The organism is Aeromicrobium panaciterrae (assembly GCF_031457275.1).
GTDB lineage: Bacteria > Actinomycetota > Actinomycetes > Propionibacteriales > Nocardioidaceae > Aeromicrobium > Aeromicrobium panaciterrae_A.
In genome coordinates this window covers 2,281,634-2,294,278 of record NZ_JAVDWH010000001.1, presented here as the reverse complement: position 1 = coordinate 2,294,278, position 12,645 = coordinate 2,281,634, and the positions used below count along the sequence as shown (strand labels likewise).

The 12,645-nt window shown below is 63.9% G+C and carries 15 protein-coding genes; 6 read left to right on the top strand and 9 right to left on the bottom strand.

The genetic code is table 11. From position 1 onward, the window contains the following. Window positions 1–12: 12 nt before the first annotated feature. The gene (locus tag J2X11_RS11750; RefSeq protein ID WP_309971122.1) at window positions 13–693 is read right to left on the bottom strand and encodes a hypothetical protein; all 681 of its coding nucleotides are present in this window, start codon (window positions 691–693) and stop codon (window positions 13–15) included. 167 nt (window positions 694–860) lie between these two features. Here J2X11_RS11750 and cimA point away from each other — a divergent pair, with 167 nt between their 5' ends. Beyond that, window positions 861–2,468: a citramalate synthase gene (cimA, locus tag J2X11_RS11745; protein ID WP_309971119.1), complete on the top strand. Its 1,608-nt coding sequence runs from the start codon at window positions 861–863 to the stop codon at window positions 2,466–2,468. Window positions 2,469–2,481: 13 nt separating this feature from the next. Continuing rightward, window positions 2,482–3,234 carry a hypothetical protein gene (locus tag J2X11_RS11740; protein ID WP_309971116.1) on the top strand — a complete coding sequence of 251 codons (753 nt, stop codon included), beginning with the start codon at window positions 2,482–2,484 and terminating at the stop codon, window positions 3,232–3,234. On the opposite strand, the gene J2X11_RS11735 is transcribed toward J2X11_RS11740, so the two are convergent. Genes J2X11_RS11735 through J2X11_RS11715 form a run of 5 tightly spaced genes read right to left on the bottom strand, consistent with a single transcriptional unit; the run spans window position 3,231 to window position 6,604 of the window. Next, window positions 3,231–3,686, bottom strand: coding sequence for a GNAT family N-acetyltransferase (locus J2X11_RS11735; protein WP_309971114.1), 456 nt, complete (start codon window positions 3,684–3,686; stop codon window positions 3,231–3,233). The two genes, J2X11_RS11740 and J2X11_RS11735, sit on opposite strands and share 4 nt — an antisense overlap. A gap of 1 nt (window position 3,687) precedes the next feature. Then, complete coding sequence (locus J2X11_RS11730) at window positions 3,688–4,074, bottom strand: Fur family transcriptional regulator (protein ID WP_309971111.1); 387 nt, start codon at window positions 4,072–4,074, stop codon at window positions 3,688–3,690. Window positions 4,075–4,083: 9 nt separating this feature from the next. Further along, window positions 4,084–4,923: a metal ABC transporter permease gene (locus J2X11_RS11725; RefSeq protein WP_309971107.1), complete on the bottom strand. Its 840-nt coding sequence runs from the start codon at window positions 4,921–4,923 to the stop codon at window positions 4,084–4,086. Beyond that, on the bottom strand, window positions 4,923–5,678 hold the full coding sequence (locus tag J2X11_RS11720; protein WP_309971104.1) for a metal ABC transporter ATP-binding protein: 756 nt from the start codon (window positions 5,676–5,678) through the stop codon (window positions 4,923–4,925). Before J2X11_RS11720 ends, J2X11_RS11725 begins: the two co-directional genes overlap by 1 nt. Then, window positions 5,675–6,604, bottom strand: a complete 930-nt coding sequence (locus J2X11_RS11715) for a metal ABC transporter substrate-binding protein (protein WP_309971101.1) — start codon at window positions 6,602–6,604, stop codon at window positions 5,675–5,677. The genes J2X11_RS11720 and J2X11_RS11715 overlap by 4 nt, the downstream gene beginning before the upstream one ends. A gap of 171 nt (window positions 6,605–6,775) precedes the next feature. Here J2X11_RS11715 and J2X11_RS11710 point away from each other — a divergent pair, with 171 nt between their 5' ends. The 3 genes from J2X11_RS11710 to dusB are packed head-to-tail and all read left to right on the top strand — an operon-like array spanning window position 6,776 to window position 9,955. After that, window positions 6,776–8,176, top strand: a complete 1,401-nt coding sequence (locus J2X11_RS11710) for a glycine--tRNA ligase (RefSeq protein ID WP_309971098.1) — start codon at window positions 6,776–6,778, stop codon at window positions 8,174–8,176. Window positions 8,177–8,201: 25 nt separating this feature from the next. Continuing rightward, entirely contained in the window at window positions 8,202–8,783 is a 582-nt protein-coding gene (locus J2X11_RS11705) for a hypothetical protein (protein ID WP_309971095.1), read from the top strand. A 29-nt stretch (window positions 8,784–8,812) separates the two neighbouring features. Continuing rightward, window positions 8,813–9,955 carry a tRNA dihydrouridine synthase DusB gene (gene dusB / locus J2X11_RS11700; protein WP_309971092.1) on the top strand — a complete coding sequence of 381 codons (1,143 nt, stop codon included), beginning with the start codon at window positions 8,813–8,815 and terminating at the stop codon, window positions 9,953–9,955. Here dusB and J2X11_RS11695 read toward each other — a convergent pair. From J2X11_RS11695 to J2X11_RS11685, 3 genes are read right to left on the bottom strand one after another with little or no spacing between them, the layout of a single operon-like run. Beyond that, a complete protein-coding gene (locus J2X11_RS11695; protein WP_309971090.1) occupies window positions 9,952–10,404 on the bottom strand; it encodes a GNAT family N-acetyltransferase in 453 nt (150 codons plus the stop codon). The genes dusB and J2X11_RS11695 overlap by 4 nt on opposite strands. Beyond that, window positions 10,401–11,720, bottom strand: a complete 1,320-nt coding sequence (locus J2X11_RS11690; protein ID WP_309971088.1) for a PH domain-containing protein — start codon at window positions 11,718–11,720, stop codon at window positions 10,401–10,403. The genes J2X11_RS11695 and J2X11_RS11690 overlap by 4 nt, the downstream gene beginning before the upstream one ends. Further along, complete coding sequence (locus tag J2X11_RS11685) at window positions 11,713–12,207, bottom strand: PH domain-containing protein (protein WP_309971085.1); 495 nt, start codon at window positions 12,205–12,207, stop codon at window positions 11,713–11,715. Before J2X11_RS11685 ends, J2X11_RS11690 begins: the two co-directional genes overlap by 8 nt. Window positions 12,208–12,375: 168 nt before the next feature. Here J2X11_RS11685 and J2X11_RS11680 point away from each other — a divergent pair, with 168 nt between their 5' ends. Next, window positions 12,376–12,582: a hypothetical protein gene (locus J2X11_RS11680; RefSeq protein ID WP_309971082.1), complete on the top strand. Its 207-nt coding sequence runs from the start codon at window positions 12,376–12,378 to the stop codon at window positions 12,580–12,582. The last annotated feature ends 63 nt before the right edge of the window (window positions 12,583–12,645 follow it).

Sequence of the window (12,645 nt, the reverse complement as noted above, 5' to 3'; positions counted from 1 at the left end):
TGGACATTCATGTCAGTTCCCGAACAAGGTGGCTGGGTCGTCGATCAGCGACACGTCCAGGAGGTGTTCTGTCGCGTCGTAGTCGATCAATATGCCGACGCCCTGCTCGGTCGCGGCCGTGTCGCCGCCGTCATAGCCTGCGGCGATGTCGCCCAGCGTTACGCGGGCGGGACCGACGGGATCATGCTGGGGCCACTCGTCGAGGAGGCGGTGGACCAGGCCGACGACAACCATGTCGTACATCTGACGCTTGTCCTCCGGGACGTCGCGCACCATGATCTCCGGCAGTCCGAGGACGTTGAGTCCGTGCGTGCGGATCGTGGTGACGTCCTGGAGGTCGTACTCGAACGTAAACAGAGCTGACGCCGGACGTGGGGACGTCTCGGGCGCATCGGCGACCCGTGGCGTTTGAAGGTCGACGACCAGGCCGTCGTGCTCGTCGGCGATCGTCAGCGCCTCTTGGAGCGCCTCTTCTGCAGCGAGCCGTGCGGCGCCCGCGCTGACGCTGCGCGAGACGAGCCGTTGGTACGACAGGCCGCTCATCCGATTGAGGTCCTTGACCGTGCTGCCGCGGAGTCTCAGCAGCGACCGCTCCGGCAACGGGACGAGATCCTCGCGATCCAGCGGTTGGGCAGTCAGCACGACGTACGCAATGGTGACGACGCGCGGCACCGGTACGGGTCTGGCGCTCATAGATCGCTCAGTCTAGACTGGCCGACATGACGATCATCTCGATCATTATCGACAGGCGCGCCGGGCACTGAACTACGCCCGACGCGCTGCCTCCCATTGCCATGGGGGGCATTTTTTATGGATACAGCTGTTGGATTGACTGAGATGACACAACGAAGGATTGACCAGTGACGGCAGGCAAGCAGCACGTGAGCGACTTTCACGTCTACGACACGACGATGCGCGATGGCGCCCAGCAGGAGGGGCTCAACCTCTCGGTGCAGGACAAGATGCACATTGCGCGGCATCTCGACGATCTCGGAGTCGGCTACATCGAAGGCGGCTGGCCCGGTTCGAACCCCAAGGACACCGAATTCTTCGCCCTTGCCGCCAAGGAGCTTGACCTCAAGCACGCCACACTGGCTGCGTTCGGTGCCACGCGCCGCGCTGACGGAGTCGCCGCGGATGACGAGCTTGTCGCTGCGCTGCGCGAGTCCGGCGCTTCGGTCGTCACGCTGGTCGCCAAGAGCCACGATCGCCACGTCGAGCTGGCGTTGCGTACGACGCTCGCCGAGAACCTCGCCATGGTTCGCGACAGCGTTACCCACCTGCGCGAGGAAGGTCAGCGGGTCTTCGTCGACCTGGAGCACTTCTTCGACGGCTACCGCGCCAACCGTGACTACGCGCTCGAGGTGGCAGCGACCGCCGCTGACGCCGGAGCCGAAGTCGTCATCCTCTGCGACACCAACGGCGGCATGCTGCCTCATTGGGTCAGCGAGATCGTCACGGACGTCGCCACCACCGGCGCACGCCTTGGCATCCACGCCCACAACGACACGGGCTGCGCCGTCGCCAACTCCATGGCTGCCGTGCAAGCCGGAGTCACCCACGTGCAGGGCTGCATCAACGGTTACGGCGAACGTACGGGCAACGCCGATCTGATCACCTGCGTCGCCAATCTGGAGCTCAAGTTCGACATGCAGGTGCTGCCCGAGGGCAAGCTCGCCGAGGCCACTCGCATCGCGCATGCGATCGCCGAGATCACCAACTACCCGCCGTCGGCTCGTCAGCCGTACACGGGAGTGTCGTCCTTCGCTCACAAGGCGGGACTGCATGCGAGTGCGATCCGCGTCGATCCCAACCTCTACCAGCACATCGACCCAGCGCTGGTCGGCAACGACATGCGCCTGCTGGTTTCCGAGATGGCCGGTCGCGCAACGATCGAGCTCAAGGGCAAGGAGCTGGGCTACGACCTGGCCAACGACGCCAAGCGGCTTGCCCGGGTGACGGACCGGGTCAAGCAGATGGAGCAGGACGGCTACACATTCGAGGCTGCAGACGCATCGTTCGAGCTGCTGCTCGCCGAGGAGATGGAAGGCGCTCGCCCTTCGTACTTCGATGTCGAGTCGTGGCGAGTGCTCGCCGAGTCGGCTCGTGGCGAAGAAGCGTCGTCGGAAGCCACGGTCAAGCTGACCGCCGGGGGAGTGCGTCTCGCTGTCATCGGCGAAGGCAACGGCCCGGTCAACGCGCTCGACCATGCGCTGCGTCAGGCGATCGAACAGGTCTATCCCGACGTCGCTCGATTCCACCTGATCGACTTCCGCGTACGCATCCTCGACCAGGGCCATGGCACCGACGCCATCACGCGCGTCCTGATCGAGACCACGGACGGCAAGGACGTATGGGTCACGGTTGGTGTCGGCGCCAACATCATCGAAGCCTCGTGGGAGGCGCTCGTGGACGCGTTCACGTACGGGCTGCGCAAGCACGGCGTGGATCCGCGTATTGACCACTAGCTAGCGTAGAAGCATGAGTGCGCGAAGGGCAGCGATGGTGCTGCCGGTGCTGATCACGTTGGTGGTCGGCGCGGCGATTGGCGGCCTCGTCATCACGCAGAACCAGCGTCAGGACGAGCAAGTCGCTGAGGCAGAGGCGATTGGCCGAGACTATTTGTCGGCTGCAGCGGAATTCCAGTCTGGCGTGGCCAAGTCGATCAAGGCCGCCGACTCCACGAAGCTCAACGAGATCACGCGTGCCCTCAACACCGCGATCGCCAAACCGCCGAAGCTGCCGAAGGCGACGGCATATGGGCGGCAGAACTCGTCGACCTACCGTGAAGCCGTCGATGTGAAGTCGACATTGCTGGGTCCGTACAAGCGGCTCGGGCGCCAGCTCAAGGAAGCCAAAGTTGCCGAGACGTTCATCGCTGAGGCGCGCAAGCTGCTCGAGCTGCGCGCCACGGACTACGTAGGCGCCAGTGTCATCACCAGCAGCGGAGTCGTGCGATCTCGGTTGATCCCGGCGTTCGCGAATGCCAGAGACGCCTTTGACGCGGTGCCGGTCCCGAAGGGACAGAAAAAGCTCGCCTCGACGATCCATGACGCCGCGCAGTACGTCGTTGACCAAGCCACGCTGCTCGCGAACAGGATCGACGATCGGAAGAGCTTCTCGTTCAGCTATGCAGCGCAGTTCCAGACTGCTGCTGATGCACTCAACGACTACGCGACGACGATCGAGGGTGACGTGACCGAGGCGGTCAACGTCGTGATCGAAGCGGGCTAAGGGGCAGGACGAACCATCGGCGTGTGCTGGATGCCGGCTTCGTCGAAGTCTTCGCCCGAACGCATGTAACCGAACGACTCGTACCAGCGCTCAAGGTGTGACTGTGCGTTGAGGGCGATCTCGCGGTCTCCCCAGAGGCGCGTGGCCTCAGCCATGAGCTGTCCCGCCAGTCCGAGGCCTCGCTGATCCTGGCGAGTGCAGACCCGCCCAAGGTGTACGTGCCCGTCGTCCAGAACGCGCAGGTAGCTCGTTGGTCCTTGGTGGTCGGCCAGCCACATGTGAGTTGTCGTCGGGAGGAGATCACGACCATCGGGATCGGTGTCCTCGACGTGTTGCTCAAACGCGAACACCGCATCGCGGATCTTCCAGATGTCATAGACATCCTGTGCGGTGAGCGTGTCGCCCGTGGCCGTACGACAATGCCCTTGATGAGCTCGCTGGCGCTCGCTCATGTCATGCGCACGCATTGCAGGTGCCGAAGATCTCGAGCGTGTGCGACACGTCGCGGAAGCCGTTCTCCTCGGCGATCTTGTCTGCCCATCGCTCGACCGTTGGACCTTCGACCTCGACCGTACGGCCACAGGACCGGCACACGAGGTGATGGTGGTGGCCCGCGCTGCATTGGCGGTAGAGGACTTCGCCCTCGTCATTGCGGAGCGCATCGATCTCTGCGGACTCAGCAAGCACCTGGAGGCTGCGATAGACCGTCGAGAGGCCGACCGAGTCACCGCGCTTGGTCAGCGCGTCGTGGATCTCCTGAGCGCTGGCAAACCCGTCGAGGTCGTTGAGGATCGCCACGACGGCACGTCGTTGACGGGTGTTGCGCGGTGCTTCAACCATGACTTCTCCTCAGACGTAATCTACTTGGCGCCGACGGCTGCGTGATCGCCTCATCAGCGCTCCGACGAAGGCCGAGACGCCGAAGATCGCCAGGGCGATCATCACGATCGTCGGGCCGGGCTGGGTATCGATCTGGTAGCTGGCGACGACGCCGCCAACAGCAGCGACGAGTCCAATGCCCATTGCGCCGAAATGGGTCGTGCGAAAGCTCCGGGTGAGCTGTTGCGACGCTGCGACGGGAACGACCATCAGTGCCGATACGAGCAGCAGGCCGACCGTACGCATGGCAACTGTGATCGTGACGGCAGCGAGGATCGCGATCAGGATGCTGTAGGCGCGTACCGGTACGCCGCTCACCCTGGCGTGCTCCTCGTCCTGGCACACCGCAAACAGCTGCGGCGACAATCCGATCGAAAGTGCGATCACGATCGCTCCGAGGATCCCGACGAGAACGAGATCTCCGGCCGAGACCGTGGTGATCGAGCCGAACAGGAAGGTGTTGAGGGTTGCCGCGCTCTCTTCGGCGAGGTCGGCAATGAGAATGCCGCCGGCGATTCCGCCGTAGAAAAGCATCGCCAGTGCCACGTCGGCGCTGGTACGGGCATACATACGCAGCAGTTCGATCACGACGGCACCGACCGTCGCGACGATCACAGCGGTGACGATTGGCTCGACGTGGGTGAGCAGGCCGAGAGCAACGCCGGTGAGCGCGACGTGGCCGAGACCATCGCCCAACAGGGCGAGGCGGCGCTGCACGAGGAACGTGCCGATGGCTGGTGCGGCGAGCCCGGTGAACACCGCCGCTGCCAGCGCAAGTTGCATGAACTTGTAGTCGAGGAACTCGAACATCAGATCACCCCTTCGCCGGGGATGCCTGGGTTGCGCTCATGCTCTGCATGGTGGTGCACATGAGAGTGGTCCTCGTGCACGACGCCGTCGACGGGTCCTTCGTACGTGACCGAGCCCGCATCAAGCACGACAGCACGATCGATCAGCTGTCGGAGTGGCCCGAGCTCGTGTGCCACGAGAAGGATGGACGCGCCTTCTTTGACGAGCGCACCCAGTAGTTCGGCAAGCACCTGTTGGTTCTCGTGGTCGACTCCAGCGGTGGGCTCATCCATCACGAGCAGCTCGGCCTGGGTCGCGAGGGCTCGCGCGATCAGTGCACGTTGCTGCATACCGCCCGAAAGTTCATCGAGCGCGGAGCGACTGCGGTCGGCCAATCCCACGCGGGCGATGGCCGCGGCGACCGCGGCGTTGTCCTTGGACGAATTGCGACCGACATATGGGCGATAGGCGAGCCGCCCGCTGGCCACGACCTCGCGTACGGTCGCGGGCACGCCAGCGACTGCGCGAGACCGTTGCGGCACGTAGCCCAGTCGTCGACGCTCGCGGAAGTCAGCCAGGGGAGTGCCGAACAGCTCAACGGTTCCCGCGGTCATCGGCACGAGCCCGATGGCAGCGCGCACCAGTGTCGACTTGCCCGAGCCGTTGGATCCGAGCAGAGCGACGAACTCACCCTCGCCGACCTCGAGGTCGACACCGCGAACAACGTCACGGCCCTCGAAAGAGACCGTGACACCTCGCGCGACAAGGGGCTTCATTTACAGGAATTCGCCTTCTGCAGAGTCGCGAGGTTCTTTTCCATCAGCGTCACGTAGTTCTCGTCCTTCGTGTCGTCTGACAGTCCCTCGATGGGGTCGAGCGTAGCGGTCTTGGCGCCGGTCTCTCGGGCAATCGTGTCAGCGATGGCCGGGCTCACGAGCTCCTCGGTGAAGACGGTCGTGATGCCGTCCTTGCGGACCAGCTTGGTGATGTCCGCGAGCTGGGAGGGGGACGGTTCGTTGCTCGGATCAATGCCAGCGATCGGCACCTGGGTCAGGTTGAATTGCGCGGCGAGATAGTGGAACGCCGCGTGGCTCGTGACGATCGTACGAGTGCGGCAGGCGGCGAGACCTTCCTTGAACTGGATGCCGAGCTTGTCCAGCTTGGCGAGCAGCCGATCCGCGTTGGCGCGGTATTCGACGGCGTGGGCTGGGTCCACCTTGGAAAGCTGAACTTCGACGGCGTTGGTGATCACGCGCATGTTCTGAGGGTCGAGCCACACGTGCGGGTCGGTGTCTTCATCGTGGTCGTGTCCGTCCTCGGCATCGTGGTGCTCACCCTCCTCGCCTGACGCCGCGTCGAGCGTGATGAGGCGGGCAACGTCAACGGTGTCCTTCTTGGTGCGCCCAGCCTGGTCGACCGCACTATCCACGGCAGCCTGGAAGTGATTCTGGTAGATCACCAGGTCGGCTTCCTGTACGGCGGCGACCTGCTTGGGCTTGAGCTCCAGGTCGTGCGGCTCAGCACCAGGAGCGGTGAGGTTCTGCACGTTGACGAAGGAGCCCCCGACCTGCTGGGCGATGAATGCGTACGGGTAAAACGATGCGATGACCGAGGTCTTCCCATCGTCCTTCGCGCCCGCACCACAAGCGGCAAGGAGGGCAACGAGTGGGACTATCGCGAGCAGGGCGGGGTGCTTCTTCATGAGAATGATTCTCAACTACTTGGGAATCATTGTCAACTTCTCTCCATGGCGCAGGCTCCCGGTCAGGGTGTGCCCCGCCTCGACCGATATCGTTGCTGGTTCAACACCTCGGGCGTACGTCGTCACGACGACGTGCATGGCCCGCCGACACCCAGCCGGAATGGATCTCTCATGGCATCGACCGTCGACAACGTCATCAGCCTCAGCAAGCGCAGAGGATTCGTCTACCAATGTGGAGAGATCTACGGCGGTACTCGCTCGGCGTGGGACTACGGCCCGCTCGGTGTCGAGCTCAAGGACAACATCAAGCGCCAGTGGTGGCGCTCGATGGTGCAGGGCCGCGATGACGTCGTCGGCCTCGACTCCTCGGTGATCCTGCCGACGCCAGTCTGGAACGCGTCGGGCCACCTTGCTGCGTTTGTCGACCCTCTCGTCGAGTGCCAGAAGTGCCACAAGCGCTATCGCCAGGACCACTTGCAAGAGGCCTACGTCGAGAAGAAGGCCAAAAAGGATGGGTCCAGTGACGATCCCGATGCTGTCGGCATGGAGCTGATCGTCTGCGAGAACTGCGGCACCCGCGGTGAGTGGACCGAACCCAAGATGTTCAACGGGCTGCTCAAGACCTACCTCGGCCCGGTCGAGTCCGACGAGGGCCTGCACTACCTGCGCCCCGAGACCGCCCAGGGCATTTTCATCAACTTCGCTCAGGTCATGACGACGTCGCGCAAGAAGCCGCCATTCGGCATCGGCCAGATCGGCAAGAGCTTCCGCAACGAGATCACGCCGGGCAACTTCATCTTCCGCACCCGCGAGTTCGAGCAGATGGAGATGGAGTTCTTCGTCGAGCCGGGCACGGACGAGGAGTGGCACGAGACCTGGATCCAGACGCGTATGGATTGGTACACCGGCCTCGGCATCAACCCCGACAACTTGCGTCTCTACGAACACGCGCAAGAGAAGCTGTCCCACTACTCCAAACGAACCGTCGACATTGAGTACCGCTTCGAGTTTCAGGGTTCGGAATGGGGCGAGCTCGAGGGCATCGCCAACCGTACGGATTTCGACCTCAAGACCCACAGCGAGCACTCCGGCAAGGACCTGCAGTACTTCGACCAGCCCAACAATGAGCGCTGGACGCCGTACGTCATCGAGCCCGCCGCCGGCGTCAACCGCTCGATGATGGCCTTCCTGGTCGACGCGTACGTCGAGGAGGAAGTGCCGAACGCCAAGGGCGGCACTGACACCCGTACGGTCCTGAAGCTCGACCACCGGCTGGCGCCGGTCAAGGCTGCGGTGCTCCCGCTTTCGCGCAACGAGGACCTGTCGCCCAAGGCGCGTGCACTCGCTGCCGAGCTGCGCGGATTCTGGAATGTCGAGTTCGACGACGCGCAGGCCATCGGCAAGCGCTATCGCCGCCAGGACGAGATCGGCACGCCGTTCTGCATCACGGTCGACTTCGAGACCCTCGAGGACAACGCCGTGACAATCCGTGAGCGCGACACGATGACTCAGGAGCGCATCCCGCTCGACCAGGTCACGAACTGGCTGGCGGCGCGTCTGCCTGGTTGCTGACCCGCGCGTGAGTGACAATCGGCAGGTGTCGACACTCAAACGCCCTGCTCTGATCGTCGCCGCTGTTGTGGCGATGTTCGCCGTCGCCGCCTGCGGTTCGGATGCCAAGGACGAAGGCGTACCGGTGCCCAAGGGCTTCGACCTGCCCGACGGAGTGACCCTGACCAAGGGCGGCACGGTGCTCACCGAAGACGACTCGGCGAGTGTCGTCTATCAGGTGGGCAATGCGGCTGCGAGCGCCATCACGGTCACCGTGACCGAGGTGCGCAAGGGAGACATCAAGGACTTCAGGTTCTTCTCGCTCGATGAGGAGTCCAAGCAGTCGACGCCGTTCTACGTCAAAGTGACGGTCAAGAACGAGGGTCCGGCCGGATTGGGTGGCGCAGCTCTACCGATCTACTCGCACGACTCGGCCAACACGATTCGGCAGGCCAACGAGCTGGTCGGCACCTTCAAGCCGTGCCCTTCGCCGGCATTGCCCAAGACGTTCCTCCCGGGAGCGTCGGCGGATCTGTGCCTGGTCTACCTCGTACCCAAGGGCAAGGCGCTCCAGTCGGTTGACCTGCAGACAGGGTCTGCCAAGGACGTCATCACCTGGACCCCGTAGTCCCGTCATCCGGATGGGACAATGGGCGTATGTCCATTGCCACCGTGCCGCGCACTCTGCGCCTTGGCGACCTCGAGGTCGCGACACCCGTGGTGCTTGCGCCGATGGCAGGCGTGACCAATGCGGCATTCCGCCAACTTTGCGCTGAGCAGGGCGCGGGCCTCTACGTGTGCGAGATGATCACGTCGCGCGGCATCGTCGAAGGTGACAAAACCAGCATGGCGATGCTGACATTCGCACCCAACGAGACCGTTCGGTCGGTGCAGCTATACGGCATTGATCCCACGTACGTCGGTCGCGCCGTTGAAATCCTGTGCGCCGATCACGGCGTCGACCACGTTGACCTCAATTTCGGATGCCCCGTTCCCAAGGTGACTCGCAAGGGCGGTGGCGCGGCCCTTCCATGGAAGTCGACGCTCCTCGGCGAGATCCTGACCGCAGCAGTCAGTGCGGCAAAACCGTACGGGATCCCCGTAACCATGAAGACTCGCAAGGGCATCGACGACGAACACCTGACCTATCTCGACGCAGGCCGCATCGCGCAGGACGCCGGCTGCGCCGCGATCGCGCTGCACGGTCGTACGGCTGTTCAGCACTACTCGGGCCGAGCCGACTGGGACTCGATCGCTGAGCTCAAGGCGGCGGTCGACATCCCGGTGCTCGGCAACGGCGACATCTGGGAAGCTGCCGACGCGATTCGTATGGTCGACGAGACCGGCGTTGACGGCGTCGTCGTCGGCCGCGGCTGCCTCGGACGTCCGTGGCTGTTCCGCGATCTTGCCGCTGCGTTCAATGGCGAGGACGTGCTGCAGCTTCCGACGCTCGGCGAGGTCTCCGGCGTGATGCGTCGCCACGCGGAGCTGCTCGGCGAGTTGCTCGGCGAGGAACGTGGCTGCATCGAGTTCCGCAAGCACATTGCCTGGTACCTCAAGGGATTTGCCGCTGGTAAGGATGTCCGCAGCCAGCTCGGGATGGTGTCGTCCTACGCACAGCTCGACGAGCTGCTGGGTCGGCTCGACCCGACCGAGGCCTATCCGGTGGCTGAGCTCGGCACACCTCGTGGTCGCCAGGGGACGCCCAAGCGCGTCTCGGTGCCAGACGGTTGGCTCGACTCACGTGAGGTCACTTCACCGCTAGACGCAGGAGCCGAGGACCCGACCTCAGGCGGCTAGGGCTGGTCGCGGACGTAGACGATGAAGCCTTGGTTCTCTGCGACCGAGTCATAGAGCCGTCGACCTGGTGTGTTGGTCTCATGCGTCTGCCAGTAGACGCGCTTGATGCCCTCGGCGTGAGTTCGCTCGCTGACCGCCTCGATCAGTGCACGCCCAACGCCTTTGCCTCGTTCTGTCGGCAACGTGAAGAGGTCTTGGAGATAGCAGACGAGGTCGATGCGCGATGAGCTGCGATGGAACAGATAGTGGACGAGTCCGACGAGCTGACCGTCGCCTTCGGCGACCATAGCGAAGATCGGCTCGGCGGGATCGAAGAAGCGTGCCCAGGTCGTTGAGGTGACTTCCTCGCTCAGGGCGGCATCGCCTGTGCGCTCGTAGAACTCGTTGTAGCCGTCCCACAGCGGACGCCAGGCGTCGAGATCGGACTGTTCTATCGGGCGGAGGATCATGAGCGGGCCTCTCGTGCGCGGTCGAGCTGTGCCAACATCGTCGCGCGAGCAGCATCGGCCGGGAGGTTCCTGCCGTCTGCATCGACGGGACCCTTGGGCGAGTGCACTTCGACTGTGGCCAGTCCGAGACGGCGCTGAAGCGGTCCCTGGCTGAGCTCCACCGACTGTGTCTTGTGATGCGGCACGATGCTGGTCGTCCGCTGGATCCAGCCTTCGCTGGCCACGAAGGTTGCAGCGTTGGCAGCAACCCAGCGGTAGCGGAAACCGATCGGTGCGAACCACCACGATCGTGGCGACGCGTACGTGCGGTTGCCGATCGCAGGGTCTGCGCCGGGGAGCAGTTCGGCGATGATCGCGTTCGCGAGAGGCGCGTCGCTGATCGGGAGGAGGGTCGAGTTGGCATTGTTGCCTTCGCTCTCGCTGCCCTGGGAGGCATACCCGGCGACGTCGACCTCGAGTCGCTGCCAGCCAAGACGCCGCCACACCAAGGGTTCTTTGATCGCGATGCCCTGGACGCGGTCGTACGGGATGGTCTGCGAGGTACGAGACAACAGACCGCGCTCGATCCTCAGACCACGCTCACCGCGCGAGAGGGTGAAGTCCCACTGCTGGATGACGCGCTGACCGACGATCTGCACGAGCCAGGAGGCCAGCGGGATGATGCCGCCGATGAACGCAATCACGTTGCCGAACCACAGCGCCGCGATCAGCACTCCGACGGTTCCGAGTGCTGCGAACAGGAAGTCGAGTGACAGCAGCGTGCCGATGATGATGCGCATGGGCGGGACGACCGTGATGATGCTGCGCTGCTCATCGGGCGCCTCATCTGCTGTCGTTCGCCCGTGGGTTCGGTCGAGCAGTACGCGTCGAAGTGCTCCGGCGTCGTCGAGCTTGAGGAATCGCAGCGACGTGCGGGAGTTCTTGCCGCCCGCCATCTCGATGCGCAACTCGGCGAGACCGAAGATACGAGCAACGAGGGGTTCGGCTATGTCGACCGACTGAATGCGTTCGTACGGGATGCGCCGTGACGACTTGGTGATGATGCCGCTGTTGATGCGCAGCTCGGTTCCGTCGATCACATAGCGGGTGAATCGCCAGGTCAGGAAACCAACACCCATGCCGATCAGCAAGCCACTGAAAAGCAGGATGAAGCCGGTGAGCACGGGGTTGATCCCGTTCAAACCTTCGCCGCTGAACATCGAGCTGAAGAGACCGAACACTGCGGCAGCAGCCCAGAGCGTCCCCTGGACCACCCCGGTCAGCGGATGAGTGCGCAGCCCTACCGCCTCGGTGACTGCGGGTGAGGACTCAGACACCGGCGCCGTGCGATTCGCCGAGCTCAGTCAGCCGGTTGCGGAGCGCGGTCGCTTGATCGGCGGGGAGGCCGGGTACGTCTGCGGCGGTCTCAGGACTCGCGGTATGCAGCGTGACGGTGGCGATGCCGTAGGCGCGGGCAAGGGGGCCGGCTTCGACATCCACGAACTGCATGCGGCCGTAGGGGATTGCGACGAGCCGCTTGAACATCACGCCACTCGTGACGAGTAGATCGTCAGCGTTCTCGGCGTAGCCCCAACTGCGTTGGTTACGTCCGGACCAGATCCAGCCCCACACCGCACCGGCCAGGGCGACGGCAGCGACGATCGCTCCGATCCACCTCAGATCGTCGGGCAAAAGGAGCGCCAGGGCGATGCCAGCGACCAGGAATACCGCCGAAAAGACGAGGGTCAGAATGCGACGAACGGTGGCAAGACGGGGGGAGTTGCGCTTCCATTCGCCGACGACGGGTTCGAAGAGAGGATCCACGCGCCTCACTGTAGACGGGCGACCAATCGATGCTTCTCTGCAGACAAATCAGGCTTGGATTCGGGGAAAAAAGGCATTTGACCGCACTAGTCCTGCGGTGGGAGACTGAGAGACGCAGGCCAGCCCCTGCCCTTCCCCAAATGCCACCCTTTTTGTGCGGAGATTTCCATGGCCAAAGCACTTGTCGGCTTCATCGGCGGCCCCACATCAGCGCAGTCTCGTGACACTGCGATGTTGCGTCGCCGCATTGCCGATCTTGAGGCAGAAGTACTGCGTCTCAAGGTCGAGAACGACGGACTCCTCAAGACCCTGCGTGAGCAAGTTGACCACGTGACGGCGGGCGATCTGCTCGAGCCCGTCGCCGGTCACCGCTGACGCTGAAAGATTGAACTGGCGACAGTCCGTCGCCCGCGGCAACCGGTCGCCTAGTGTGTCCTA

Excerpts from the sequence above, each read along its gene's own strand:
- J2X11_RS11740 (WP_309971116.1), top strand. The coding sequence starts at position 2,482 with ATGAGTGCGCGAAGGGCAGCGATGGTGCTGCCGGTGCTGATCACGTTG.
- J2X11_RS11715 (WP_309971101.1), bottom strand. The coding sequence starts at position 6,604 with ATGAAGAAGCACCCCGCCCTGCTCGCGATAGTCCCACTCGTTGCCCTC.
- J2X11_RS11710 (WP_309971098.1), top strand. The coding sequence starts at position 6,776 with ATGGCATCGACCGTCGACAACGTCATCAGCCTCAGCAAGCGCAGAGGA.
- dusB (WP_309971092.1), top strand. The coding sequence starts at position 8,813 with ATGTCCATTGCCACCGTGCCGCGCACTCTGCGCCTTGGCGACCTCGAG.
- J2X11_RS11720 (WP_309971104.1), bottom strand. The coding sequence starts at position 5,678 with ATGAAGCCCCTTGTCGCGCGAGGTGTCACGGTCTCTTTCGAGGGCCGT.
- J2X11_RS11735 (WP_309971114.1), bottom strand. The coding sequence starts at position 3,686 with ATGAGCGAGCGCCAGCGAGCTCATCAAGGGCATTGTCGTACGGCCACG.
- J2X11_RS11725 (WP_309971107.1), bottom strand. The coding sequence starts at position 4,923 with ATGTTCGAGTTCCTCGACTACAAGTTCATGCAACTTGCGCTGGCAGCG.
- J2X11_RS11695 (WP_309971090.1), bottom strand. The coding sequence starts at position 10,404 with ATGATCCTCCGCCCGATAGAACAGTCCGATCTCGACGCCTGGCGTCCG.
- J2X11_RS11750 (WP_309971122.1), bottom strand. The coding sequence starts at position 693 with ATGAGCGCCAGACCCGTACCGGTGCCGCGCGTCGTCACCATTGCGTAC.
- J2X11_RS11680 (WP_309971082.1), top strand. The coding sequence starts at position 12,376 with ATGGCCAAAGCACTTGTCGGCTTCATCGGCGGCCCCACATCAGCGCAG.
- J2X11_RS11730 (WP_309971111.1), bottom strand. The coding sequence starts at position 4,074 with ATGGTTGAAGCACCGCGCAACACCCGTCAACGACGTGCCGTCGTGGCG.